This is a genomic window from Aurantiacibacter sp. KMU-128 (genome assembly GCF_056933515.1).
Genome location: NZ_JBXORT010000001.1, coordinates 2927267 through 2952564 on the forward strand (window position 1 = coordinate 2927267; position 25298 = coordinate 2952564).

21 protein-coding genes and 1 pseudogene are annotated in these 25298 nt (G+C 64.1%); 13 read left to right on the forward strand and 9 right to left on the reverse strand.

Annotated features, from left to right (window positions below):
• Positions 1-27: 27 nt before the first annotated feature.
• Together ACS0VV_RS14360 and ACS0VV_RS14365 are read right to left on the reverse strand one after the other, a co-directional pair.
• On the reverse strand, positions 28-297 hold the full coding sequence (locus tag ACS0VV_RS14360; protein ID WP_483533374.1) for a S4 domain-containing protein: 270 nt from the start codon (positions 295-297) through the stop codon (positions 28-30).
• Positions 298-2925 carry a helicase-related protein gene (locus ACS0VV_RS14365; protein WP_483533375.1) on the reverse strand — a complete coding sequence of 876 codons (2628 nt, stop codon included), beginning with the start codon at positions 2923-2925 and terminating at the stop codon, positions 298-300.
• Positions 2926-3118: 193 nt separating this feature from the next.
• On the opposite strand from ACS0VV_RS14365, the gene ACS0VV_RS14370 reads away from it, so the two are divergent.
• The 7 genes and pseudogenes from ACS0VV_RS14370 to ACS0VV_RS14400 all read left to right on the forward strand — a co-directional run bounded on the left by ACS0VV_RS14370 (position 3119) and on the right by ACS0VV_RS14400 (position 10082).
• Positions 3119-4684 (forward strand): peptidoglycan DD-metalloendopeptidase family protein, encoded by a 1566-nt coding sequence (locus tag ACS0VV_RS14370; protein ID WP_483533376.1) that lies wholly within the window; start codon positions 3119-3121, stop codon positions 4682-4684.
• A 62-nt stretch (positions 4685-4746) separates the two neighbouring features.
• Positions 4747-5742 carry a porphobilinogen synthase gene (gene hemB, locus ACS0VV_RS14375; protein WP_483533377.1) on the forward strand — a complete coding sequence of 332 codons (996 nt, stop codon included), beginning with the start codon at positions 4747-4749 and terminating at the stop codon, positions 5740-5742.
• A gap of 3 nt (positions 5743-5745) precedes the next feature.
• Positions 5746-6339, forward strand: coding sequence for a GNAT family N-acetyltransferase (locus ACS0VV_RS14380; protein ID WP_483533378.1), 594 nt, complete (start codon positions 5746-5748; stop codon positions 6337-6339).
• Positions 6332-8560 (forward strand): fused MFS/spermidine synthase, encoded by a 2229-nt coding sequence (locus tag ACS0VV_RS14385; protein WP_483533379.1) that lies wholly within the window; start codon positions 6332-6334, stop codon positions 8558-8560. Before ACS0VV_RS14380 ends, ACS0VV_RS14385 begins: the two co-directional genes overlap by 8 nt.
• Positions 8557-9144, forward strand: a complete 588-nt coding sequence (locus tag ACS0VV_RS14390; RefSeq protein ID WP_483533380.1) for a gamma carbonic anhydrase family protein — start codon at positions 8557-8559, stop codon at positions 9142-9144. The genes ACS0VV_RS14385 and ACS0VV_RS14390 overlap by 4 nt, the downstream gene beginning before the upstream one ends.
• Entirely contained in the window at positions 9125-9409 is a 285-nt protein-coding gene (locus ACS0VV_RS14395; protein WP_483533381.1) for a DUF167 domain-containing protein, read from the forward strand. The genes ACS0VV_RS14390 and ACS0VV_RS14395 overlap by 20 nt, the downstream gene beginning before the upstream one ends.
• A 143-nt stretch (positions 9410-9552) precedes the next feature.
• A pseudogene (locus ACS0VV_RS14400) lies at positions 9553-10082 on the forward strand (cysteine hydrolase family protein).
• A 98-nt stretch (positions 10083-10180) separates the two neighbouring features.
• On the opposite strand, the gene ACS0VV_RS14405 reads toward ACS0VV_RS14400, so the two are convergent.
• From ACS0VV_RS14405 to ACS0VV_RS14425, 5 genes are all read right to left on the reverse strand, one after another.
• Positions 10181-11788 (reverse strand): cisplatin damage response ATP-dependent DNA ligase, encoded by a 1608-nt coding sequence (locus tag ACS0VV_RS14405; protein ID WP_483533382.1) that lies wholly within the window; start codon positions 11786-11788, stop codon positions 10181-10183.
• Positions 11788-12792: a ligase-associated DNA damage response exonuclease gene (locus tag ACS0VV_RS14410; RefSeq protein WP_483533563.1), complete on the reverse strand. Its 1005-nt coding sequence runs from the start codon at positions 12790-12792 to the stop codon at positions 11788-11790. Before ACS0VV_RS14410 ends, ACS0VV_RS14405 begins: the two co-directional genes overlap by 1 nt.
• A 45-nt stretch (positions 12793-12837) precedes the next feature.
• On the reverse strand, positions 12838-14532 hold the full coding sequence (locus ACS0VV_RS14415) for a M1 family metallopeptidase (RefSeq protein WP_483533383.1): 1695 nt from the start codon (positions 14530-14532) through the stop codon (positions 12838-12840).
• A gap of 54 nt (positions 14533-14586) precedes the next feature.
• Positions 14587-16968 (reverse strand): ATP-dependent Clp protease ATP-binding subunit ClpA, encoded by a 2382-nt coding sequence (clpA, locus tag ACS0VV_RS14420; protein WP_483533384.1) that lies wholly within the window; start codon positions 16966-16968, stop codon positions 14587-14589.
• Between the two features lie 181 nt (positions 16969-17149).
• On the reverse strand, positions 17150-17356 hold the full coding sequence (locus ACS0VV_RS14425) for a DUF1192 domain-containing protein (protein ID WP_483533385.1): 207 nt from the start codon (positions 17354-17356) through the stop codon (positions 17150-17152).
• Positions 17357-17445: 89 nt separating this feature from the next.
• Here ACS0VV_RS14425 and ACS0VV_RS14430 point away from each other — a divergent pair, with 89 nt between their 5' ends.
• The 4 genes from ACS0VV_RS14430 to ACS0VV_RS14445 all read left to right on the forward strand — a co-directional run bounded on the left by ACS0VV_RS14430 (position 17446) and on the right by ACS0VV_RS14445 (position 21398).
• Positions 17446-18450: an NAD(P)H-quinone oxidoreductase gene (locus ACS0VV_RS14430; RefSeq protein WP_483533386.1), complete on the forward strand. Its 1005-nt coding sequence runs from the start codon at positions 17446-17448 to the stop codon at positions 18448-18450.
• Positions 18451-18606: 156 nt separating this feature from the next.
• On the forward strand, positions 18607-19515 hold the full coding sequence (locus ACS0VV_RS14435; RefSeq protein ID WP_483533387.1) for a UDP-2,3-diacylglucosamine diphosphatase: 909 nt from the start codon (positions 18607-18609) through the stop codon (positions 19513-19515).
• Complete coding sequence (locus tag ACS0VV_RS14440) at positions 19512-20555, forward strand: glycosyltransferase family 4 protein (protein WP_483533388.1); 1044 nt, start codon at positions 19512-19514, stop codon at positions 20553-20555. The genes ACS0VV_RS14435 and ACS0VV_RS14440 overlap by 4 nt, the downstream gene beginning before the upstream one ends.
• A gap of 111 nt (positions 20556-20666) precedes the next feature.
• Entirely contained in the window at positions 20667-21398 is a 732-nt protein-coding gene (locus ACS0VV_RS14445) for a cell cycle transcriptional regulator TrcR (protein ID WP_483533389.1), read from the forward strand.
• An 81-nt stretch (positions 21399-21479) separates the two neighbouring features.
• Here the strand turns inward: ACS0VV_RS14445 and ACS0VV_RS14450 are convergent, their stop codons facing one another.
• Together ACS0VV_RS14450 and ACS0VV_RS14455 are read right to left on the reverse strand one after the other, a co-directional pair.
• The gene (locus ACS0VV_RS14450; RefSeq protein WP_483533390.1) at positions 21480-21866 is read right to left on the reverse strand and encodes a bactofilin family protein; all 387 of its coding nucleotides are present in this window, start codon (positions 21864-21866) and stop codon (positions 21480-21482) included.
• A 1-nt stretch (position 21867) separates the two neighbouring features.
• The gene (locus tag ACS0VV_RS14455; protein WP_483533391.1) at positions 21868-22980 is read right to left on the reverse strand and encodes a peptidoglycan DD-metalloendopeptidase family protein; all 1113 of its coding nucleotides are present in this window, start codon (positions 22978-22980) and stop codon (positions 21868-21870) included.
• 326 nt (positions 22981-23306) lie between these two features.
• On the opposite strand from ACS0VV_RS14455, the gene ACS0VV_RS14460 reads away from it, so the two are divergent.
• Both ACS0VV_RS14460 and ACS0VV_RS14465 read left to right on the forward strand, forming a co-directional pair.
• A complete protein-coding gene (locus ACS0VV_RS14460; RefSeq protein ID WP_483533392.1) occupies positions 23307-24593 on the forward strand; it encodes a glutamate-5-semialdehyde dehydrogenase in 1287 nt (428 codons plus the stop codon).
• On the forward strand, positions 24557-25255 hold the full coding sequence (locus tag ACS0VV_RS14465) for a nicotinate-nucleotide adenylyltransferase (RefSeq protein ID WP_483533393.1): 699 nt from the start codon (positions 24557-24559) through the stop codon (positions 25253-25255). Before ACS0VV_RS14460 ends, ACS0VV_RS14465 begins: the two co-directional genes overlap by 37 nt.
• Positions 25256-25298: the final 43 nt, after the last annotated feature.

Sequence of the window (25298 nt, forward strand, 5' to 3'; positions counted from 1 at the left end):
TGTCCTATGGCGATTGCCCGCAAAGCGTCAAGCGCCAGTGTGATCGCCCGCATTCAATTGCCGGTAATGGCTGCGCGCCTCGGCCGGCGGGCCGCGCCGTTCGGGCAGGCTGTCGATCGCGATCACCGCGATGCGCAGGCCGACGGGCAAGGTGAGGACGTCACCAACGCCCACCGCGCGCGAAGCCGCCACCACCCGTTCGCCATTGCAGCGGATATGGCCTTCGCTGATCCAGCTTTGCGCCACGCTCCGGCTCTTGGCGAAGCGCAAGCGGCAGAGCAGCAGGTCGAGCCGCATTCAGCCTTTGAAGAGATCGGCCAGCCCCGCCAGCGCTTTGCCGGTCGCAGGCTGGTTGGCGGGAGGACGCTGCTCGCGGCGTTCGGGTTTGGGGCCACGCCCGTCGCGCTTGCCCTTTGGCGGGCCCTTACCCTTGCCGTCGTTGCGCGGGCCGCGCGGAGGCCGTTGCGGCGCGGTGTCCTTGCGCGGCGGACGCCAGCTCCATGGCACGGGTGGAGGCGGGCCGTATTGACCTTCGGGAAGCGTGACTTCCTGCCCTTGCCGGAAGCCCGCATCCTTCATCAGACTACGGAAGTTCTCGAGCGAAAGCCCCATACTGGTGGCGAGCGCGATGTCGACCGGAAAGCCTTTGCTGCCTGCCACTTTCGCCGCCTTGGCGCGCTGTTCATGGGCGGCGCGGAACAGTTTTTCCGCCATATCGATGCGGATCGCCTGCTTGCCCGCGCGCCGGTAACCCGCCGGCACGTGCTTTGCGCCTTCGATCACCGGCGCCATGTTCTCGTTGAGATCGCGCGTATCGGCACCCAGTGCCTTGAGCAGCTTGCGCGGCGCAGGTTTGAGCAGGGCGGGGACGTAGACATCGGTCGAGCCGATTACCACGCCCAATTTGCGCAGCAGGGGCCGCTGTTCCTTGGCGACGTGTTTCAGCCCTGCATCCTCGCGCCGCACCGTGCCGTTGCGGTCGATCAGCGTCAGCAGCAAAGCGCGCACTTCGCTGCCCGCATCGGGGTCTTCCGCGCCTTGCTCCAGCACCTTCAAAGGCGCAAGCGGTTCGAGTTGCCCGTCGAGCCAGACTTGCAGCGCTTCGCCCAAACGCTTGGCGTTGGACGGATCGAGCTGGCGCAGTTCCTTGCTCATCACGATGCGCGGGGAAGCGGCGGTTTTGCCCTTCTCCAGCATAGCCACCGCCTGGCCATCGCGGCGGATCGCGCCATCGGCGATTTCCAGCGCGCCGAGTTCGGAAGTCACCAATTGCTCGGCCTTCTGCGCGAGCAGCGCGGCCATGTGCTTTTCCGCCGCGGCCAGCATCAGCTTGCGGTCTTCCTGTCCGGCATCGGGATCGACGACAAAGCGGAAGCCTTCGAGATGGCCGATCGCCTGCCCTTCCACCGTCACCCGTCCATCATCTTCGAGATTTACCCGCAACAGTCCTGCATCCTTTCCCATACCGCGCATCAATACCGCAGTCCGGCGATTGACGAAACGTTCGGTCAGCTTGCCGTGCAGCGCATCCGACAGTTTCGCTTCCGCCGCGCGCGCTCTTGCAGCCATTTCGTCGCGTGCCAACACCCAATCGGGACGTTGGCAGATATAGGCCCAGCTGCGGATCGCGGCGAGGCGGCCTTGCAGCGTGTCGATTTCGCCGCTGGTATTGCCGAGTTCGCTCACCCGCGCCGCGACATAATCCGCTCCGATATGGCCGTGGCGCAGATCGGCCCACAGGCGCGCGACGAAGCGCGAATGCGCCTCCGGCCCCAGCTGGCGGAAATCGGGGAGCTGGCACGCCTCCCAGAAGCGGCGCACCATGGCAGGTGTCGTGACGCCAGCAATGACGTCATCCTGCTCGGCGAGCCGTTTGAGCACCGCAAGATCGATCGCTTCGGGCGCGGCGGCCAGCTGCTCGCGTTCGGGGCGCATCCCGAGATCCTCGATCAACCGCGCCAGACTGTCGAAACGCGGTTCGGGATTGCGCCAGTAGAGTTTGGTGAGCGGCGCGAAGCGGTGATTCTCGATCGCGTAGATTTCTTCTTCGCTGAATTCGAGCGGCGCCGAACCGCGTCCGCTGCCCCCTGAAAGGACGCCGAAACTGCCATCGGTTTGGTGGCGCCCAGCTCTCCCCGCGATCTGCGCCATCTCGGCAGGTGTCAGCCGCCGCTGGCGCACCCCGTCGAATTTGCTCAGCGAGGCGAAGGCAACATGATGCACGTCGAGATTGAGCCCCATGCCGATGGCGTCGGTGGCAACGATGTAATCGACTTCGCCCGACTGGAAGAGCTCGACCTGGCGGTTGCGCGTCTGCGGGCTGAGCGCACCCATCACCACCACCGCCCCGCCTCTGAACCGGCGCAGCAATTCGGCGACCTGGTAGACTTGCTCGACCGAGAAGGCGACAATCGCGCTGCGCGGGGGCAGGCGTGACAGCTTGGCGGCACCGGCATGGGTCAGCGTCGAGAAGCGCGGGCGTTCCTCTATGCTGGCCTTGGGCAGCATGGCGCGGACAATCGGTTCGAGCGTGGCCGAGCCGAGGAGCATTGTCTCTTGTCGCCCCCGCGCATGAAGCAGCCGGTCGGTGAAGATATGCCCGCGCTCACGGTCAGCGCCCAATTGCGCCTCATCGAGCGCCACGAAAGCGTGCCCTCCGCCATCACGCGGCATCGCTTCGGCGGTACAGAGGAAATAGCGTGCATTCGGCGGTTCGATCCGTTCTTCGCCGGTGATCAGCGCGCAGGACGCCTCGCCCTTGATCCGGCACACCTTGTCATAGACTTCCCGCGCCAGCAGCCGCAGCGGAAAGCCGATGGCGCCTGAAGAATGCCCGCACATCCGCTCGATCGCCAGATGCGTCTTGCCGGTATTGGTCGGGCCGAGCACGGCGCGCACGGGGCTGGCGGAGGAAGAATGGGGCACAGTTCCACCGTCATGGCGACTGTGCCGAAGGTGTGCAAGCAGCGCCTCATTTGGTCGCGCGTGCGACTCCGCTCATCGACGTTAGGGTGAAATTCACTTTATCCCCGTAGGAATACGCGCAAATACCAAGCCCGCACTGGTCGCGCGAATTTCCCGAGCCTATGGCGCGCGCAAGGCCGTTTGGAGAGCGTGAGTGTTCACCGGAAACGCACAATCCTGGCATGATGATGCGCAGCGCGATGCAGCGTCTGCCGATGACGCGCGCGTGCGGAGCGGCTTCCGTCGCCGGATTGCCCGCTCTTCGCCGTTGCTGTCACGCATGCGCGCTCGTGACTGGACGCCAGACCTCTCGCGCAATATCGGCTCCAAGCGCTGGCTGCGCGGTGCGGCAAGCGTGGTCGCGCTGTCTGCCGTTGCGATCGCTGCGTGGCCCGGCTTTTCCCCCGTTTCCGCCGCACCTTCGATGCGAATCGACGATGCGGTGCGCGACGAGTTTCGCAGCCAGATGATCATGCCGCTCGCGCTTGGCGCGGATAGCGGCAAGCGCATGGGCGCAACCTTCGCGGTCGAGGAACTGGCCAGCGCGCCCGAACGCCCGCGGCTCGATTTGGTGGCAACGCTGACGCAAGGCGACAGCTTCGACCGGATGCTGCGCCGCGCCGGCGTGGGCGAGGCTGAGGCAGCGCAGGTTGCGCGCATGATTGCCAGCGCGGTGACGCTCAGCGAAATCGATCCGGGCACGCAGGTCGATATCACGCTCGGTCGCCGCACGGGCAATGATGCGCCGCGCCCGCTCGACGCGCTGTCTTTCCGCGCGCGCTTCGATCTGCAACTGGTGGTGGAGCGGCGCAACGGCCAGCTCGTGCTCGATCCGCGCCCGATCATGGTCGATGCGACACCTTTGCGGGTGCGCGGCACGGTGGGCAGCAGCCTCTACCGTTCGGCCCGCGCCGTGGGCGCGCCGCCCAGCGCGGTGCAGGAATATCTGCGCACCATTTCGCAAGAGCTGAATCTGGACGCCGATGTCAGCGCGACCGACGAATTCGATATGATTATCGATTACCGCCGCGCCGCGACGGGCGAAATCGAAGTCGGCGATCTGCTTTACGCCGCGATCATCCGCAACGACCGCCCGCGCTTGCAGCTGATGCGCTTCGGGCGCGAAGGCCGGTTTTATGACGCGGCGGGCGAAGGCACGATGCGCGAAGGGCTGATCCGCCCGGTGCCGGGCGCGATATCCTCGCGTTACGGGATGCGTCGCCACCCGATCCTTGGTTATCGACGGATGCATTCGGGCGTCGATTTCCGCGCCGCGCACGGCACGCCGATCTATGCGGTGAGCGACGGGACGGTGTATTTTGCCGGGCGCAATGGCGGCTACGGCAATTTCGTACGACTGCGCCACGCGGGCGGGCTTTCGACAGGCTACGCGCATATGAGCCGGATTGCGGTGAGCAACGGGCAAAGCGTCGCGCGCGGTCAGGTGATCGGCTATGTCGGATCGACCGGACTCTCGACCGGCCCGCATCTCCACTATGAAATGTACCGCAACGGGCAGGCGATTGACCCGCTGAGCGTGCAATTTGTCACCCGCGCGGTGCTCTCGCCCACCGAAATGGCCAATTTCCGCGAGCGGCTGGTGCGCTTGCAACGGGTCGAGCCCGGTGCTGCGCTGGCAAACTTGGCACCCGATCCCGCCATGCGCGAGGAACCGCGCCGCGAGATCGACCGGATCGAAAACCGCCGCTCCATCGACTGAACGGTTCGAAAATTCGCCGCCCGCATTGCCCGTAAACGCCTTTTGCGGCAGGACGTGCGCCCATGAACCGAAGCTACCCCAACACCCGCCTGCGCCGCACCCGCGCGACCGGCTGGAGCCGCGCCTTGGTGCGCGAGACTGTGCTGACGCCAAGCGACCTGATCTGGCCGCTCTTTGTCACCGAAGGTACAGGCGTGGAAGATCCCGTCGGCAGCCTTCCCGGCGTCTCGCGCTGGTCTGTTGACAATATCGCCAGACGTGCCAAGGAAGCCGTCGCGCTCGGGATTCCCTGCATCGCGCTGTTTCCAAACACGCAGGCAGACAAGCGCAGCGATGACGGGGGCGAGGCGCTCAATCCCGACAATCTGATGTGCCGCGCGATCAAGGCCGTGAAGGATGCCTGCGGCGAGGACATAGGCGTGCTGACCGATGTCGCACTCGATCCCTACACCACACACGGGCAGGACGGGCTGGTAAACGGCGCGGGTTATGTGGTGAACGACGATACTGTCGCCGTGCTGGTCGATCAGGCGCTCAACCAGGCGCAGGCGGGGGCGGATATCATCGCCCCGTCGGACATGATGGACGGCCGCGTCCACGCGATCCGCATGGCGCTGGAAATGGGCGGGCACCACAATGTGCAGATCATGGCCTATGCCGCCAAATATGCGTCCGCCTTTTACGGCCCCTTCCGCGACGCGGTGGGCAGCGGCGGGCTGCTGAAGGGCGACAAAAAGACCTACCAGATGGATCCCGCCAATGGCGACGAAGCGCTGGCCGAAGTCGCACTCGACATTGCCGAAGGGGCAGACAGCGTGATGGTGAAGCCCGGCCTCGCCTATCTCGACATTATCTGGCGGGTGAAGCAGCAATTCAGCGTGCCCGTCTATGCCTATCAGGTGAGCGGCGAATATGCGCTGATCGAAGCGGGCGCAGCCGTGGGCGCTGGCGACCGCGATGCGCTGCTGATGGAAAAGCTGGTCGCGTTCAAACGCGCCGGATGTTCGGGTGTGCTCACCTACCACGCGCCGGTGGCCGCGAGATTGCTGGGAGCTTGAGGGGTGACATCATTCCGGCATGAAACGCCGCGGCTGGTGCTGCGCGACTGGCGTGAGGGCGCCGAGGGCCAAGCCGATTGGGACGAACAGTTCCGCGTCACCAACACGCCCACTGTCATGCGCTGGCTCGGCGGGCAGATGGGCGAGGACGCCCTACAGGCGCAAATTGCGCGGGTCGAGAAATGTCAGGCCGCGAACGGGTTTTGCTTCTGGGTGGTCGAGCGGCGCGACGATGGCGGCCATCTTGCAGGCGAGATGCTGGGGATGTGCGGCCTCAAACGCGCCGATGCACCGGGCAGCAGCGTTACCGGCGCGATGGAAATCGGCTGGCGCCTGCGCGAGGACGCATGGGGCCATGGCTATGCCAAGGAAGCGGCAAGCGCCGCCCTTCACCTTGCCTTCACCGGTTTCGCGGCAAAGGAAGTTGTCGCCCTGACGGTGGACGGCAATTCCCCTAGCTGGGGCCTGATGGAGCGCCTTGGAATGCACCGCCGCGCAGATCTGGATTATGTCGATGAACGGTTCGGCGAAGAGCTGAACCCCACCATCATTTACGCCATCACCGCCGCGCAATGGGAGCGTGCCGCGCATGACTGAGACCGGAGCGGGCTCCGCCACCGCGCGCCGCTGGCTGTTCACACTGACCATTCTGGCGGGCAGTTTCCTGCTGTTTCTGGTGCAGCCAATGGTGGCGCGCATGGCGCTGCCCAGGCTGGGCGGCGCGCCCAATGTTTGGAACAGCGCGATGCTGGTGTATCAGGCGCTGCTGCTGGGCGGCTATGCCTATGCCCACTGGATCGGCCGCTTCACGCTGAAGACGCAAGGGATGATCCATATCGGCGTGCTGCTGCTGGGCGGGCTGACCTTGCCGCTGGCGCTCGCCGATATCGGCGCCCCGACACCCGGCTGGGAAGCGCTGTGGGTGCCCTATATGTTTCTGCTCACCGTGGGGCCGGCCTTTTTCGCTGTCTCCGCGCAGGCGCCGCTGATCCAGCGATGGTTTGCCGCGCATCCGGCGGCGGGCAATCCCTATCCGCTTTACGCCGCGTCCAATCTTGGCAGCTTCGCCGGCCTGCTCGCCTATCCGCTACTGGCCGAGCCGCTGCTGAGCATCGGGCAGCAGAGCCTGTATTGGGCGATCGGCTATGCGCTGCTCATCGCCTTCGTGGTGTCGAGCGTTTGGGCAAGGCGCGGCGCATTGGCGGAACATACGCCTGAGCCGGAAGGGCAAGAAGAAGAGCAGGGTTCGGGGGAGCGAAGCGGCTGGAAGACCGTGCTTTTGTGGCTCGCGCTGTCCGCCGTCCCGTCGGGCCTCATGCTCTCGACCACGACCTTCCTCACCACCGACATTATGGCGATGCCGCTGCTTTGGGTGATCCCGCTCGGGCTTTACCTCCTCAGCTTCTCCATCGCCTTTGCCGAGAAGCGGCATATTGCGGGGTTCTTCGTGCTGATCGCGCCGGTCGTGCTGCTCGTCGACGGATCGGTGGCGATGTTCACCGCGGGCCGCGCCAATCTCCTGGCAGCGGCGGCGAGCATCATGCTGCTGTTCGTCACCGCTGTGGCCTTGCACGCCCGGCTGTACGAGAACCGCCCGCCCGCGCGCGAGTTGACCCGCTTCTATCTGGTGATGTCGGCGGGCGGCGCGCTCGGTGGTGTGTTTACCGCTCTGATCGCGCCGGTGCTGTTCGACTGGACGTGGGAGCATCCGCTGCTCGTGCTGGCGGCGGCTGCTTTGCTGCCTCTCGGCCCGTGGGAACGCTGGATCGGCAGCCGCTTCGGCAATCCGCGCCTTGCGCTGATCGTGCTCGGCGGCGGCGTGCTGCTCGTGTTCAACTTCGCGTTCCAGATTTACCAGTCGGCCCTGAACGATGCCGTGCTGACGGGGGCGCAATGGGCGGCCTTGCTCGGCGTTCTGCTCGTCTCGGTGATTTTCGCGGCGAAGCGCTGGTCTTTCGTCGCGGGCACGGCGGCGCTGCTGCTGGCTTTGGGTGGCGTCGCCAATTTGCAAACCAGCATGGAGGGCGCGCGCGAACGGAGCTATTTCGGCATTTACTCGATCCGCGACGATGCCGATGGTGATCGCAAATTGATGCACGGCACGACAATCCACGGTGTGCAGCGCGCGGGCGAGGGGGCGGCGAGAGAGCCTACTGCCTATTACGGGCGCACATCGGGCGTAGGGCGCGCTTTGCTGCAAGCCGAAGCCATGTTCGGGTCGCAAGCGCGGGTCGGTGTGGTCGGCCTCGGCGTGGGGACGCTCGCTTGCTACAGACAGCCGCAGCAGGACTGGACTTTCTTCGAGATCGATCCCGAAGTGCTTGCCTATTCGGAGCGCGGGCAGTTCACCTATCTTTCCCGCTGCGCACCCGGCAGCCCGACAATCATCGGCGATGCGCGGATCGAGTTGGAGGCGATGGATGCGGGCCGCTTTGATATTCTGGTGATTGACGCCTTCAGTTCGGACGCCATCCCGTTGCACCTGCTCACTGCCGAGGCGCTCGATATCTATCTCCGCGCCATGAGCGAGGACGGGTTGCTGGTCATGCATATCTCCAACAATTACATCCGGTTGGAGCCGGTGATCGCGCGGCTGGCGGAAAGCCGCGGGCTTACCGTGCGCCTGCTCGCCGACGGGATGGATCGAGAGCGCGAGCTGTTCGCTTCCAACTGGGTGGTGATGGCCCGCGATCCGGCGCGTCTGGCTCCGCTGGAAGCCGAAGGAGGCTGGCGCGAACTCGCCGAGCCCGAAGGTCCTGTCTGGACCGACGATTACGCCTCGATCCTGCCCTATCTCGCTTGGGAGAACTTCTTGTGAGCGACATCGCCACCCTGCAAGCGCGCTATCCCGGCGCGACGATTATGGCGTTTGACGGCAAGGTGCCACAGATCGCCGAGAGCGCCTTTATCGCCCCGGGCGCGCGGATCATTGGCGATGTCACCATCGGGCCGGAAGCGAGCGTGTGGTACAATTGCGTGCTGCGCGGCGATATCCACCGGATTGCGGTGGGCGCGCGCAGCAATGTGCAGGACGGCAGCGTCTTCCACGTCGAAGGCCCGCGCCCCGACACCGATGGCGAGCCGACCATTGTGGGAGAGGACTGCGTGATCGGCCATATGGCCGTGGTGCATGGCTGCCAGCTCGCCGACCGCGCTTTCGTTGGCATGGGCGCTGTTGCGATGGACGGAGCGCGGATTGCCGAGGGCGGAATGCTGGGCGCGGGGGCCTTGCTCAGCCCCGGCAAGCAGATCGGCCCTGGCGAAATCTGGATTGGCCGCCCGGCGAAATATTACCGGACGCAAGACGCAGCACAGATCGCGAAGATCCGCTTCCAGACCGAACGCTATTGCAGGCTGGCGGCGACGCATTTGGCCCAAATCCGTGGCCAGGCCGAAGGCTGACTCCCTGCCCGCCGAAGCACTGCGGGCTTTGGCGGATGATCGTGGGCGGCTCGCCGTGCGGGTCACACCGGGCGCGCGGAGCGAGGCGCTGGAGATCGCCGATGGTCGCCTGCTCGCCAAAGTCCGCGCCAAGCCGCAGGACGGGGCGGCCAATGCGGCGGTGATTGCGCTGCTTGCAAAGCCGCTGGCCATCGCGTCGACGAGCATCGAATTGTTGCGCGGCGCAACTTCGCGCGAAAAGCTGTTTCGGATCGAGTTGCTCTAAATCGATGGCAGACAATTTGGGTGGAGCACTTGAACGACTGGTCTCCATGAATATCGCCCCATTCCTGCCTTTCAGCAAACGACCCCATATCTATCGTTCGGAAGCGCTTGCCGATCAACCTCAAGCGGACGTAGACAGTCCCCATGGGAAAACGCTGTCTCCTGATTGTCGATGTCCAAGAGGGCCTGTTTGCGACGCCTCGCTACGATGCGGATCAGATCGTAAGGCGCCTCAATGAACTTGCTGACAGGTTCCGCGCCAGTGGTGATCCGGTGGTCTTCGTTCAACACTGTGGCCCGGAAGGTGATCCACTTCATCCTTCTCAGGCCGGTCATGCCCTTTATTCGGCTCTCGAACCGAGACCAGAAGATGTCCGCATTGCAAAAAATCTTGCGACGCCTTTCTGGAGACAGATCTGCTTGCACTTCTCAAGGAATGGGGCGTGACCAAGCTAGTCATAAGTGGATTTGCTACAGAATTTTGTGTCGACACGACTATTCGAAGCGCATTGGCGCTAGGTTTTGAAACCGTGGTTCCCGCAGACGGCCACACAACCGCAGACCGCGAGCATATGCCGGCAGCCAAGGTCATTGAGCATCATAATGCGACCTGGCCCTGGCTCGTTACACCAGTAGGTGGAGCTACGATGACGAGATGCGCTGAAATTTTGTAAGCCCTTCTGCTGGGCTTCATGCCTCAAGACCAGCCCATCAGCTTTCCACCCAGTTTGCGCCATTAGGTCACCAAACGCGTGATCCCAAAAGCGGCCGTTCAATCTCGCACCAGCTTCCGCAGTGCCTCGATCCGGTCCGCTTCATGCACCGGCTTGTCCCAGCGGATGCGGTGGATTCTTGGAAAGCGCATCGCCAGCCCGCTTTTGTGCCGCTTGCTCGTATGCACGCTGTCGAAGGCGACTTCGAACACCAGCGTGCGTTCGACTTCGCGCACCGGGCCGAAGCGGTTGAGCGTGGTCTGGCGCACCAGCCGGTCGAGCTTTCTCAACTCCGCATCGGTGAAGCCCGAATAGGCCTTGCCCACGGGAAGCAGCTCCGCGCCCGCATCGGGATCGCCGTCCCAGCAGCCGAAGGTGTAGTCCGAATAGAAGCTCGACCGCTTCCCGCTCCCGCGCTGCGCATACATCAGCACACAATCGACCAGCAGCGGATCGCGCTTCCACTTGTACCACAGGCCGGTCTTGCGGCCGGGGACATAGAGAGAGTCGCGCCGCTTGAGCATCAGCCCTTCGATGGCGGCATCGCGGGTGCCTTCGCGTATCTCGGCGAGGTGATCGAAGTCGCGCGCCTCGACCAGTTGCGAGAGGTCGAAATGGCTCTGCGGCAGATGCGGGACGAGGCTTTCGAGCACATCGCGCCGCTGCTGCCATTCGAGCCCGCGCCGGTCTTCGCCGTCCCATGACAGCACATCATACAGCCGCACGAAAGCGGGGCTCTCGGTGAGCATTTTTTTGCTGACCGTCTTGCGCCCCAGCCGCTGCTGCAAGGCATTAAAACTCGCTGCACCGCCTTCTTCGCCGCCTTGGCGGTCGCCGCGGACCAGCAATTCGCCGTCGAGCACACCGGGCCGGTCGAGCGCCTGAACCATCTCGGGGAAAGTCGCGGAGATATCGTCGCCCGAGCGCGAATAGAGCCGCGTCTCGCCACCGTTCTCATTGGCGACATGAACAAGCTGCACGCGAATCCCGTCCCATTTCCACTCCGCCGCGTAATCGGCAAGGTCCACCACCGTGTCTTCCAGCGGGTGCGCGAGCATAAAGGGGCGGAAGAGCGGGATGTTCTTTGTATCGGGCGGGGCAGCGCCATCGGCGGCCCATGCGAACAGCTCGCCATAGGGCGGCTGAAGCGCGTGCCAGTATTCCTCCACCGCATCGACGGACACATCGAAGGCCTGCGCAAAGGCTGTCTTGGCGAGGCGCGCGGAGATGCCAATGCGCATTCCGCCCGTGGCGAGCTTGATCAGCGCATAACGTCCTGACGGGTCGAGCCGGTCGAGCAGTTTGGGAAGTTCGACAGGTGCGGTGGCGCGGGTCATGGCGCTCAAAGCTGCCACCGCTTCGCTCACAGTCGGCGGTGGCGCAACTTCGCCCAAGGGTTCCGGCCATAGCAGACTCGCCGTTTCCGCCGTGTCGCCGACAAAATCGCGGCTGAGCTGCCACAGCACCGGATCGACCCGTTCCTGCATCAGATTGCGGATGGTGGAACTCTTCACCGCCTTGAAGTCGAGCCCGTCGGTGAGCGCGCCCAAGGCCCAGCCGCGATCCGGATCGGGCGTATTGCGCAGATACTCCGCGATCAGCCGCAATTTTTCGTTGCGGGAGCGCGTGAAGACCAGCGCATCGAGCAGGGCGGCGAAGGCTTGCACTACTCGTCCTCGTCTTCTCGCCCGACCAGTGCCAGCGCCCGGGCGCGGCGCTGGTGGAGTTGGTGCCAGCGCAGCAGCGCTTCCTCTCGGCCGTGGGTAATCCAGGTTTCGTAGGGGTCGACTTCCTGGATTGTGCGGGTCAGCTCGCCCCAGTCGGCATGGTCGGAAATCACCAGCGGCAATTCGACATTGCGCTGGCGGGCGCGCTGGCGCACGCGCATCCAGCCGCTCGCCATGGCGGTGATCGGGTCGGGCAGACGGCGGCTCCACCGGTCATTGAGCGCCGATGGCGGGCAGATGACGATGCTGCCGCGCATATCGTCCTTCCCGTGATCGGCCACCAGCCGCAATTCGCCCAGATCGACACCGAATTCCTGATAGAGGCGGCACATCTTCTCCATCGCGCCGTGGAGATAGATTGGATCATGGTGCCCTGCCGCGCGCAACTCCGCGATCACCCTCTGCGCTTTGCCCAGAGCATAGGCCCCGACCAGCACGCACCGGTCTGGATGCGCGTGGAGGCGATCCAGCAGTTTCGCCATCTCGTCCGCGATGGGCGGATGGGTGAAGAGCGGCAGGCCGAAGGTCGCTTCGGTGATGAAGATATCGCAGGGCGTGACTTCGAACGGCGGGCAGGTAGGATCGGGGCGGCGCTTGTAATCCCCGGTGATGATCACCCGCTCGCCAGCGTGTTCGAGAAGTATCTGCGCGCTTCCCAGCACGTGTCCGGCGGGAATATAGGTCGCTTCCACCCCGCCGCCCAGCTTCACGCTCTCGCCATACTGCACCGGCTGCGCGCCTTCGCGCGTGTTGTAGCGCAGCTCCATAATCGCCAGTGTTTCGGGCGTGGCGATCGTCTTGCCATGCCCGCCGCGCGCGTGATCGGCATGGCCGTGGGTGACAAGCGCCTGCTCCACCGCGCGCGAGGGATCGACCCAGCAATCGGCGGGCGCGATGTGGATGCCGTGGGGATGCGGGGTAATCCAGGAAAAGGGCGCGGCCATTGGGGATGAACCCGTCAGCGCCGCGCCCGTTCCTGTCGTCAATCCCTAGAAGCGCGCGCGCCCGTCAATCGCTGCGTTGTACATCAGGATCTGGTTGCGCGGATCGATCTGCACGATGCTGTTCGCGGCAGGCAGCGCGATGCTGCCTTCGCCGCCCGTCATCGGCACCACGCGCGCTTCGCCATCGACAATCACTTCGAGCGGCATTTCGAAGGCCATTTGCGACGGCGTTTCCCAGCGCAGAGTGATCGCATCCGCGCTGCGTTCCTCGATCAGGCGCGGGAGCGGGCCCTGATAGAAATAGGCGTCGAAGAACCAGTCGAGCTCGCGCCCGGTGCGGCGTTCGAGAATGGCGCGGAAATCGTCCGTCGTCCGGCTCACCACATCGAAATTGCCCGGCTGCGGATTGTCGGTGCCGTAAGTGAGCTCGGTCAGCGCGGGGAAGATTTCATCTTCCCCCACCAGATAGCGCAAGGTGTGCATCACCCACGCGCCCTTGTTGTAGATATCGCTGCCCCAACCCGTCGAACTGTCATTGTAATCGGGCATGGTCTCACCCAAGGAGACCAGCGGCACGCGGCTGGCGATGCCCTGCCGTTTGCTCCACATATCGGCGGCGTAATACATCTCGCCATTGGCCCAGCCGAGATAGAGCGGCTGCATCCATGTACCGATGCCTTCATGCAGCCACATATGATCGATGCTCGCATGGGTCAGCTGGTTGGCGAACCATTCATGCGCGAATTCATGCGCCAGCAGCCAGTCATAGCCGAGCGGATCGGGCCGGAAGCGGTTGCCATAGGCGTTGATCGTCTGGTGCTCCATGCCCAGATGCGGGGTTTCGACCACGCCTGCCTTTTCATCGCCGAACGGATAGGGGCCGATAGTGCTTTCGAAGAAATCGAGATAGTCGGCCATCTCCGTAACCAGCCGCCGTGCACCGGCCTTGCTTTGCGGCAGGTGCCAGAACTGGATCGGGATGGTGTTGCCATATCGGCTTTCATACATCTGCTCGGTCAGCTCATACGGGCCGATTTGCAGGACGATGCCGTAATTGCTGGGATCGCGCGCGGTCCAGTGGAAGGTGGTGGTGCCATCGCCATTATCGGTCGTGTCCACCAGCCGTCCGTTGCCCGTTGCGGTCAGGCCCGTGGGCACGGTGAAGCGCGTGTCGATGCTGTCCATCCGGTGCAGCGAATTGTCGATACACGGCCAAAGCATATCGCAGCCTTCGCCCTGGAACGCGGTGGCGATCCACGGCTGGCCGCCCGATTGCGACCATACGATCCCGCCATCCCACGGCGCATTGCGCGCGACGTGCGGCGATCCCGAATAGGCGATGCTGACATCCAGCGTTTGCCCCGCGCGCGTGCGCTGTGGCAATTGCAGCGTGAGCAGTCCGTCGGGATTGCTGATCGATGCAGCAGGGAGCGCTGTTCCGCCAACGGTAACGCGGCTGACCGTGTAGCGCGGGTCGAGATCGAATTGCAGCTGGCTCAGCGCGTCCGACACTTGGATGCGGTATTCGCCTTCGCCCGCGATCATCCGCCGGTCGGGGAACACCGAAATGGCGAGTGTCACGTGCTCGATCTGCATCGAAGCGCGCGGCCCTTCGAGCGGCAGATCGGTTTGCGCGGTGCGGCCATTCAAGGCCTGCGCATTGGCAGAAGCGGGAGCGAGCATGGCGGCAAGCGCAAGCGCGCTGGCCGATGCGAGTGGAATCAGGGCTTTGCTGGTCATGCGGCGAGCCTAGCGCCTGCTACGCCCGCCGCAAGATGGAAAACGCCTGACCGGTTATCCTTCTGACGCCGTGCCGTCATCTTCGCCCGCAGCGGGCGAACCGGACGGCTTGGGTGCGGCCTTCTTGCCGGAGGTCTTGCGCTTGGGCTTGGCCTTGCCTTTGGGCGCGGCGGGGGTGAGCTCGAAGGCGAGCTTGTCGTCCTTCACGCTCACATGAACCTCGCCGCCGCTCGCCAGCTTGCCGAACAGCAATTCCTCGGCCAGCGGCTGCTTGACCTTTTCCTGGATCAGGCGCGCCATCGGGCGGGCGCCCATCAGCTTGTCATAGCCGCGCTTGCCCAGCCATTCGCGCGCATCGCCATCGAACTGGATATGCACATTCTGTTCGGCCAGCTGCAATTCGAGCTGGAGGATGAACTTGTCGACCACGCGGCTGATCGTATCGGTGCCGAGATAGGTGAAGGGGACAATCGCATCGAGACGGTTGCGGAATTCCGGTGTGAACATCTTCTTGACCGCTTCCTCGCTCGCCTCGGTCTTGGTGCCCGCGCCAAAGCCGATGCCCTGCTTCGCAGCATCCGACGCGCCGGCATTGGTCGTCATGATCAGCACGACATTGCGGAAATCCACCGTCTTGCCGTGATGGTCGGTCAGCTTCCCGTTATCCATCACCTGCAGCAGGATATTGAACAGATCGGGATGCGCCTTCTCGATTTCGTCGAGCAGCAGCACGCAATGCGGGTGCTGGTCGATGGCATCGGTGAGCAGGCCGCCCTGATCGTAGCCGACATAGCCCGGAGGCGCGCCGATCAGGCGGCTGACCGAGTGGCGTTCCATATATTCGGACATATCGAAGCGTTTCAGCTCGATGCCCATGATGCTGGCGAGCTGGCGTGCGACTTCGGTTTTGCCGACGCCGGTGGGGCCGCTGAACAGGAAGCTGCCGATGGGCTTGTCCGGATCGCGCAGGCCCGCGCGCGACAGCTTCATCGCCACCGACAGGCGTTCGATCGCCTCGTCCTGGCCGAAGACAACGCGCTTCAGATCCTTTTCCAGCGTGGAGAGCGCGGCCTTGTCGTCCTTGCTCACCGATTTGGGCGGGATGCGCGCCATCGTCGCCACGACCTTTTCGATTTCCTTGGCGGTAATCGTCTTGCGGCGGCGGCTGGGCGGCACCAGCATCTGCATCGCGCCGACTTCATCGATCACGTCGATGGCCTTGTCGGGCAATTTGCGGTCATTGATGTAGCGCGCGCTCATCTCGACCGCGGTCTTGATGGCGTCGGGCGTGTATTTGACCTTGTGATGTTCTTCGAACGCGGAACGCAGGCCTTTGAGAATCTTGATCGTGTCCTCGATGGTCGGCTCGTTCACATCGATCTTCTGGAACCGGCGCAGCAGCGCGCGGTCCTTTTCGAAGTGGTTGCGGAATTCCTTGTAGGTGGTCGAGCCGATGCAGCGGATCGCGCCGCTGGAGAGAGCGGGCTTCAGGAGGTTGGAGGCATCCATCGCCCCGCCGCTGGTCGCGCCCGCACCGATCACCGTGTGAATCTCGTCGATAAACAGGATCGCATCGGGCATCTTTTCGAGTTCGTTCACGACCTGCTTCAACCGCTCCTCGAAATCGCCGCGATAGCGCGTTCCGGCGAGCAGCGCGCCCATGTCGAGCGCGTAGATTACCGCAGGTTCGAGCACTTCGGGCACATCGCCTTCGACAATCTTGCGTGCGAGACCTTCGGCAATGGCGGTTTTCCCGACGCCGGGATCGCCGACATAGAGCGGGTTGTTTTTCGACCGGCGGCAGAGAATCTGCACCGTGCGGTCAACCTCCGGCCCGCGCCCGATCAGCGGATCGATGCGGCCATCGAGCGCCTTTTGGTTGAGATTGACGCAGAACTGGTCGAGCGCAGAATCCTTCTTCTTCTCGCCCTTTTCGTCTGCCGGTGCCTGCGTCTCGTCCTCGGCACCTTCGGGCGTGCGGCTTTCGATCTGCTTGCCGCCCTTGCCGATGCCGTGGCTGATAAAGCTCACCGCATCCAGCCGGCTCATATCCTGCTGCTGGAGGAAATAGACCGCATAGCTGTCCCGCTCGGAAAACAGCGCCACCAGCACATTTGCGCCGGTCACCGTGTCTTTGCCCGACGACTGGACGTGCAGGATCGCGCGCTGGATCACCCGCTGGAAGCCCGCCGTCGGCTGCGGATCGGCGTCTTCCTCGGTCTTCAAGGACTGGTATTCCTGATCGAGATATTGCCGCACCACGCCGGTCAGCTCTTCCAGATCAACCCCGCAGGCGTTCATCACCTCGGCCGCGTCGCTATCGCTCACCAGCGCCAGCAGCAAATGTTCGAGCGTCGCATATTCATGCGCCCGGTCGATGGCGTGCTGGATCGCGTTGTGGAGGGTCTTTTCGAGGTTCTGCGCAAAACTTGGCATGATCGTCCTTAGCGGGTGCGGGCGGATGCGGTGCCCGGAAAAAAGGCTGCGCGCAGTATGGTTAACGAACCACTAACGCGCGGCACAAACGGGCGCGTGGGTGAAGACACGCCGCGATTGGCAAAAGATGTGGGGCGCGGCAGCGCGAATGTTAAGGGGGGCAAAGGGCCGTGGCGGCCCATCAGCCGTTTTCCCGCTTGCCGAACAGCGCCTCGGCCGCCTTGCGATGGTCTGCCGCCTTGGCGTGATGCGCCTTTACGCGGGCAATCTCGGCTTCGAGCAGAGCGATGCGCGCCAGCAGCTCGTCCTGCGAATAGGTATCGAGCAGCTCGGTGCCGAGCTGGTCTGCCGCATCGCCGCGCTTCCGGGGAAGGTCGTCTGCTTCCATAATTCGGGACAATCCGCCCTGCCGCGCTTGCTGTCAATGGGGGAGCCGCCTAGGTGTGCCTGCGAACAGGGGCTTCAGCAGGAATCGTGATGGCAAGCGACATTCCGGACACAATGCAGGCGATAGCGATCACCGCGCCCGGCGGGCCGGAGGCGCTTGCGCTCACCGATTGGCCGGTGCCACAGCCTGCACAGGGCGAAGTGCTGGTGCAGGTGAGCCATGCGGGCGTCAACCGCCCCGATTGCCTGCAACGCCGCGGGTTGTATCCGCCGCCCGAGGGCGCCTCTCCGCTGCCGGGGCTGGAAATCGCGGGCGCAGTGGTCGCCTTGGGCGAAGGGGTTGATCCGGGCGAACTGGGCAAGCGGGTTTGCGCATTGGTGAGCGGGGGCGGCTATGCCCCATACTGCCTCGCGCGGCCCGAACACTGCCTGCCGGTGCCGGACAGCCTGCCCATGGCCGAAGCCGCTGCATTGCCCGAAACGCTCTTCACCGTGTGGCACAATGTCTTCCAGCGCGGCCTCGCTCGCGATGGCGAGACGCTGCTGGTGCATGGCGGCACATCGGGCATCGGCACGATGGCGATCAAGCTCGCCAGGCTGTTCGATATGCGCGTGATCGTGACCTGCGGCTCCGAAGAGAAATGCGAGGCGGCGCGCGGCCTCGGTGCGGACCATACGATAAACTACAAGGCCGAGGATTTCTCCGCCCGCGTGCTCGCCATCACCGGAGGGCGCGGCTGCGATCTGGTGCTCGATATGGTGGCGGGCGAATATACGCAGCGCAATCTCGATTGCCTCGCCGAAGACGGGCGGATCGTCGTGATTGCGACGCTGGGCGGCCCCGCATCGGACGTCAATCTGCTCAAACTGATGATGAAGCGTCAGTCGATCACTGGCTCGACCCTGCGCGCGCGGCCCGATGTCGTCAAAGGCATGATCGCCGACGAGATTTTCCGCGAAGTCTGGCCGCTCGTCGAAAGCGGCGAATTGCGCCCGGCGATGGATCGCACTTACCCCCTCGCAGAGGCCGCTGCCGCGCATGCGCGGATGGAAGCGGGCGAGCATATCGGGAAGATTGTTCTGCAAATCGCCTGAGGCCGCTTGGCGGGCGGCAATCACCGCGACTCGGTTATTACGCAGCCTGACTCGAATCTTTCACAATGTCGTCAATCCGCCGCCAAATTGCGGTCAGCGCGTAACAATCACGCGCTATCCAGAGACTCCAGAAGCGATCTTCTGGAAGGATATCCGATGTTCGACAGCTATCTGGATGCTGCGGCGGGCGCAGGCACGGACGGCGACAGCGACGATGTCATCGTGCAACTCGCGCGCGCCGAGGCGCATACGCCTGTCATCCCCGAACGCTCCCCCGATGGACGGCGCAAATATCGCACGATCTGGATTTCCGACGTCCATCTCGGCACGAAGGGCTGCAATGCCGAGCTGCTGATCGACTTTCTCGACAGCGTCGATAGTGAGACGATGTATCTGGTCGGCGACATCATCGACGGCTGGCGGCTGAAAAAGAAGCTCTACTGGCCCGCCGAGCATAATGACATCGTCTGGCGCATCCTCAAACGCGCCAAACGCGGCACGCGCATCGTCTATATTCCCGGCAATCATGACGAGATGTTCCGCCAGTTTTCGGGCATGAGCTTTGGCGGCATCGAAATCCAGCGTGCGGCCTTCCATACCACGGCCGACGGGCGCAAGCTTATGGTGCTGCATGGTGACGAGTTCGATGCCGTCATGCTGTCGCACCGCTGGCTCGCATTCGTGGGTGACGCCGCTTACCACCTCACCATGAAGCTCAACCACTATGTCAATGTGGTGCGGCGCGCTTTCGACTTGCCCTATTGGTCGCTCAGCAAGATGGCCAAGCACAAGGTCAAGAACGCGGTCGAATTCATCGGCAAATATGAAGAGGTCGTCGCCGAAGCGGCGGCGCGGCGCGGGGTTGATGGCGTCGTTTGCGGCCATATCCACACCGCCGAGCACCGGATGTTTGGCCCAACCGAATATTGGAACGATGGCGACTGGGTGGAAGGCTGCAACGCGCTGGTCGAACACGCCGATGGGCGCATGGAAATACTCCATTGGCCCGAAGAAATGGCAAAGCGCGAAGGCGGCGAAGTCACCGCAGTGGCGGAGGCGGCATGAGGATCGCGATTGTTAGCGACGCCTGGCATCCGCAGGTCAATGGCGTGGTGCGCACGCTCGATACCGTGATCGGCAGGCTGCGCGAGCAGGGGCACGAGATTGACGTCATCGCGCCATGCCAGTTCCGCTCGATCCCCGCGCCTTCCTATCCCGAAATCCGGCTGGCGCTGGCGGGAGCGACCAAGGTGGGCAAAAGGCTGCGGCGCTTTGCGCCCGATGCTATCCATATCGCCACCGAAGGCCCGCTTGGCTGGGCAGCGCGGCGCTGGTGCCTGCGCAATCGCCACCCTTTCACCACCGCCTATCACACCCAGTTTTCCGACTATTTCGCGCGCCGCACGGGTCTTCCTGCCAGCCTGTTCTGGCCCTTTATCCGCCGCTTCCACCGCCCGGCAGAACGGATCATGGTGGCGACCGAAACGATCCGCGCCGAATTGCGTGCGCAGGGCCTCACCCAGCTCCACCATTGGAGCCGCGGGGTCGACACAGCGCAATTCCACCCCGATCACGCGCCGCCTGACCTCTTCCTGCGCCTGCCGCGCCCGATCCAGCTCTATGTTGGCCGCGTGGCGGTGGAGAAGAACATCGAGGCGTTTCTCGGCAATACCCATCCCGGCTCAAAAGTTGTGGTGGGCGATGGCCCCGCGCTCGCCAAGCTGCGCGCCGATTATCCCGACGCCTGCTTCCTCGGCAAACGCAGCGGCGACGAGCTGGCGGCGTGCTATGCGGGTGCCGATGTGTTCGTGTTTCCCAGCAAGACTGACACTTTCGGCCTCGTCATGATCGAGGCGCTTGCCTGCGGGACTCCGGTGGCGGCCTATCCGGTGGCCGGGCCGCTCGATGTGCTCAGTGAAGGCAGCGGGGCGATGGCAGAGCGTCTGGAGGATGCGATTGCGCAGGCGCTCGGATTTAGCCGCGAAGATTGCCTGCAAGCAGGGCGCACCTATAGTTGGGAAGCGAGCGCGCAGCAGTTTCGCAGCGGTCTGGAGCGTGCCGATCTGGCGCAAAGTATGGCCGCCACCAAGGCCTTGACCGCCTGACGCTTGCCCAAAGGCGGCAAAGCGACTACATCACGCCCATGCAAGGCCGTCCCGCGAGGGGCGGCCCTTTTATTTCGGAGACAAAAAGTGGCGGATCAGCCCAGACCCCTCATGCCCCATGCGACGGCCAGCTGGCTGGTCGACAACACGGCGCTCAGCTTCACGCAAATCGCGGATTTCTGCGGTCTGCACATCCTCGAAGTGCAGGCGATGGCCGATGATCTGGCAGGCTCCAAATATACCGGGCGCGATCCGGTGCATTCGGGCGAGCTGACCCATGCCGAGATTGAACGGGGCCAAGCCGACCCGTCCTATGCGCTCGTCATGCAGAAGGCTCCGGTCGATGTCAGCCGCACCAAGGGCCCGCGTTACACGCCGGTTTCGAAGCGGCAGGACAAGCCCGATGGCATCGCCTGGCTGATCCGCAACCATCCGGAAATCTCCGATGCGCAGATCGGTCGTCTGATCGGCACCACGCGCAACACGATCAACGCCATCCGCGATCGCAGCCACTGGAATATCGCCAATATCCAGCCCAAGGATCCGGTGACGCTTGGCCTGTGTTCGCAGCGCGAGCTCGACGCAGCCGTGGCCAAGGCGGCCAAGCGCGTCGCCGCCAGCGAAGAGCCGGTTGCCGCGGTTGAAGGCGAAGATGCGCCTGCCACCCCCGTCGATCCGCGCGATGACAAGGCGAAGCTGATCGAGGAACTGCGCAAGGAACGCGAAGACGCCGCCAAAGCTGCCTCGCAAGCCGCGCAGGAAGCCGAGGCCGAACAGTGGCTGGCCGCCAAGCGCGAAGCCGAGGCCAATCCCGCGCCGGAGCCGGGCCCCGACGATCTCTGATCGCGCAGGATAACCCCCGCGGGAACGAAAAAGGGGCAGCCCGACGGCTGCCCCTTCCTCTCCCAAAACTGCAAATATGTCTCAGCTCGCCACAGTGAGGTCGAGCGGCACTTCACCAGCCTTGGCTGTGTTCTTCTTCGCGCCAAGCGGAGCAAAACGCCCGTCGACATTCGCACCCTGTTCGATCGTGAGCGTCTCGTAAGTCACATCGCCTTCGATCCGCGCGCTTTTCATCACGACAAGGTTCTTGGCCTCGATCCGGCCTTTCACGCGGCCTGACAGGCGCGCGCTATCGGCGGTGATTTCGCCTTCGATCGTGCTGCCATCGCCTTGTACCAGCGAGGCGCAGGAAATATCGCCGTGAACCGTACCATCGACGTGGAGATCAACCGTTGCCTCGATATTGCCGCGAATGACGACATCGGGTCCGATCACCGAGAAGGTGCTGCCCCCTGAACCGCCGCGCATATTAGCGACGCTCCCGGGCGCGGGCATTGGGGGCGAATTCGGCGCGGGCTTCTTCGAGAACATCGGGGGCCGTCTCCAGGAACGGACGCGGATTGACGGCGCGGCCATCAATGCGGACTTCGAAATGCAAATGCGGGCCGGTTGAACGGCCGGTGCTGCCGATGGCGCCGATATGGCTGCCCGCAGGGACTTCTGCGCCCACCTGCGTGTTGAAGCGCGACATATGCGCATAGCGCGTGATCATGCCGGCACCGTGATCGATCTCGACCGTATTGCCATAGCCCGACTTCCAGCCGGCAAACACCACCCTGCCTGCCGCCGCAGCGTAGATCGGCGTGCCAGTCGGTGCGCGGAAATCGAGCCCGCTATGCATTGCCGCGCCGCCATTGAAAGGATCGCGGCGATAGCCGAAGCCCGAGCTGATCGAATTGATATCGGCGGGCATGACCTGCGGAATGCTTTCCAGCCCGCGCTCAAGGGCACTCATACGTGCAAGGCTGAGGCCGAGCCGTTCGAAGCGCGGATCAAGCGAGCCGTCGGCATCCGACACCAGCCGCTCGAGCGGGCCACCGATCGCGCTTTCGTTCTCTGCCACCACCGCTTGCGGGTTAACCCCTAGCTGGCGCATCGCGTGTTCGGCGCGCGCCGCACGCCGGTCGGCATAGCGCGTCAGCCGTTCGACATAGGCGAGCTGCCGTGCTTCGATCCGGGCGAGCCCCTCCGCTTCCGGAAAGACTTCGCGCATCAAGCTGATCAGCTCGGCGCTTTCCTGCGAGGAGTCGGAGACGGTGTCTTCCGCTTCCCCGGCATTGTCTACAGCCACATCTTCGGGAAGCATCTCTGCCAAATCTTCAAGGAATTGCTGCCGCGCTTCGAGATCTTCAACGGTTGCTTCGAGATCGTCGGCATAGGCGGAATAGCGTTCTTCCGAGGAAGCCACCTGCGCCTCGCGCTCGAGCAAAGAGGCCATTTCGCTGCTGTTGCGATATTGCGTAAACGCCGCGACGCCCATGGATGTGGTCCAGCCGACAACGGCGATAACTGCCAGGCTGGCAGCGATCATCTGCGTGCGCGTGGTGATGGTGATGAAACGAACCTGACCCTGCGAGCGCATGAAAAACTCGCGCTCGGGAAACCAGCTCCGCAGGCGATCCCATTTTCCGCCAGCGTTTGACTTTGACAAAGCGACCCCGTTCATCAGGTGTTTATGATCCGGGACCGGCTTGTAAGGATGCGACACCAGAGGTCGAGTCACCTGGGGGGAATCTCCGGCGAATCGAACAAGGGGTGCGATGAATCGTTTAAATGCGTAAACTTTGTCCCCAGCCTATCGCGCAAATCGCGATTTTCGGGAACGATTCGCCCAGCCGCTTCGCTATGTGATCGTTAACACGGGCCTGCGCAGAGCCCCCGACGAGAAGGAATTTTCAAGCCAAGATTATGACCGATACCCCGACCATCCCTACCGCCGAAACCACCTCTCCCGCCCACCTGATTGCGCAGCTCGCCACCGCCGGGCACGCGGCGCAGCGTCATCTGGCGCGTGCGAGCGATGCGCAAAAGGCCGCGGGCCTGCGCGCTGCTGCAGCCGCCATCCGCGCGCAACAAGCGGCGATCCTTGCTGCCAACGCGCAGGATATTGCGGCGGGAGAGGCAAACGGATTGACGGGCGCGATGCTCGACCGGTTGAAGCTCGATACGGGGCGGCTGGAAGGCATTGCGGCGGCGATCGAGAACGTGGCTTCATTGCCCGATCCGGTGGGCGAGGAAATCGACCGTTCGGTGGCCCCTGCCGGGATGACCCTGGTGCGCCGCCGCATCCCCATCGGGCTGATCGGTATCATCTATGAAAGTCGCCCCAATGTGACCGCCGATGCCGCTGCGCTGTGTCTGCGCTCGGGCAACGCGGCGCTGCTGCGCGGCGGGAGCGAGGCGGTGCATTCGAACCGGGCGCTCCACGCCGCTTTTGCGCAAGGTGTGGCAGAGGCCGGCCTGCCCGCCGAGGCGATCCAGCTGCTCCCGACGCAAGACCGTGCGGCTGTGGGCGCGATGCTCAAGGCGGCCGGGCTGATCGACATGATCGTGCCGCGCGGCGGCAAAGGGCTGGTCGCCCGCGTGCAGGCCGATGCCCGCGTGCCGGTGCTCGCCCATCTCGACGGCATCTGCCACACCTACATCCACGCCGGTGCCGATCCGGCGATGGCGCAGGCGATTGCCGTCAATGCCAAGATGCGCCGCACGGGCATTTGCGGAGCGATGGAGACGCTGCTGATCGATTCCGCTTTCGGCGCGGCGGGAACGGTGGTCGGCGCGCTGCTCGATGCCGGGTGCGAATTGCGCGGTGATGGCCGGGCGCAGGCGCTCGACCCGCACATTGCGGCGGCCAGCGCGGAGGACTGGGAGACCGAATATCTCGACGCCGTGCTCTCGGTCGCGGTGGTCGATGGCTTGGAAGCGGCGCTGGCGCATATCGCGGCGCATTCCTCCGGCCATACCGACGCGATCATTACGGATGATAGCGAAGCCGCCGAACGCTTCCTCGCCGAGGTCAACAGCGCGATCGTGATGCACAACGCCTCCAGCCAGTTTGCCGATGGCGGCGAGTTCGGCCTCGGCGCAGAAATCGGCATTGCGACGGGTCGCCTGCACGCGCGCGGGCCGGTCGCGCTGGAAGGGCTGACAACGTATAAATGGCAGGTTTTGGGTTCAGGGCAGGCGCGCGCTTGAACCGATCTGACACAATTACCGGGCTCCTCGGCGGCAGTTTCAACCCCGCGCATGGCGGCCACCGGCGGGTGACGCTCTTCGCCATCCAGGCGCTGGGGCTGGACGAGGCTTGGTGGCTGGTCTCCCCCGGCAATCCGCTCAAGCCCAAGGCCGGGATGGCGCCGCTGCCCGCGCGGGTGAAATCCGCGCAGCGCGCCAGCCGCAGCGCGCCGATCCGCGTCACTGCTATCGAGCAAAAACTCGGCACGCGCTACACGGTGGACACGCTGCGTGCGCTCAAGCGCCGCTACCCCAAGCGTCGCTTTATCTGGCTGATGGGGGCGGACAATCTCGCGCAATTCCACCGCTGGAAGAACTGGCGCGGCATCGCGCGCGAAATGCCCATTGCCGTTATCGCCCGCCCGGGGTATGACACGGATGCCCTTGCAAGCCCTGCAATGGCCTGGTTACGGCGTTTCCGGTTGTCCGCATCCAGCTTGAAAAACCGGCGCGAATGGAGCGCACCCGCGCTGATAGAACTGCGTTTCGATCCCGATCCGCGCTCGGCAACAGCCATACGCCGCGCTGATCCCCATTGGGCGGACCGGTATTCCGGCCTACCGCCACGGGACGACATCACGCATTCCCTCATCCACGAATTTTCCGGAGGGCAGGCCGAGTGATTGGGCCATGCTCTTGCGGGATATGCCTTCCATTCCCACTCTC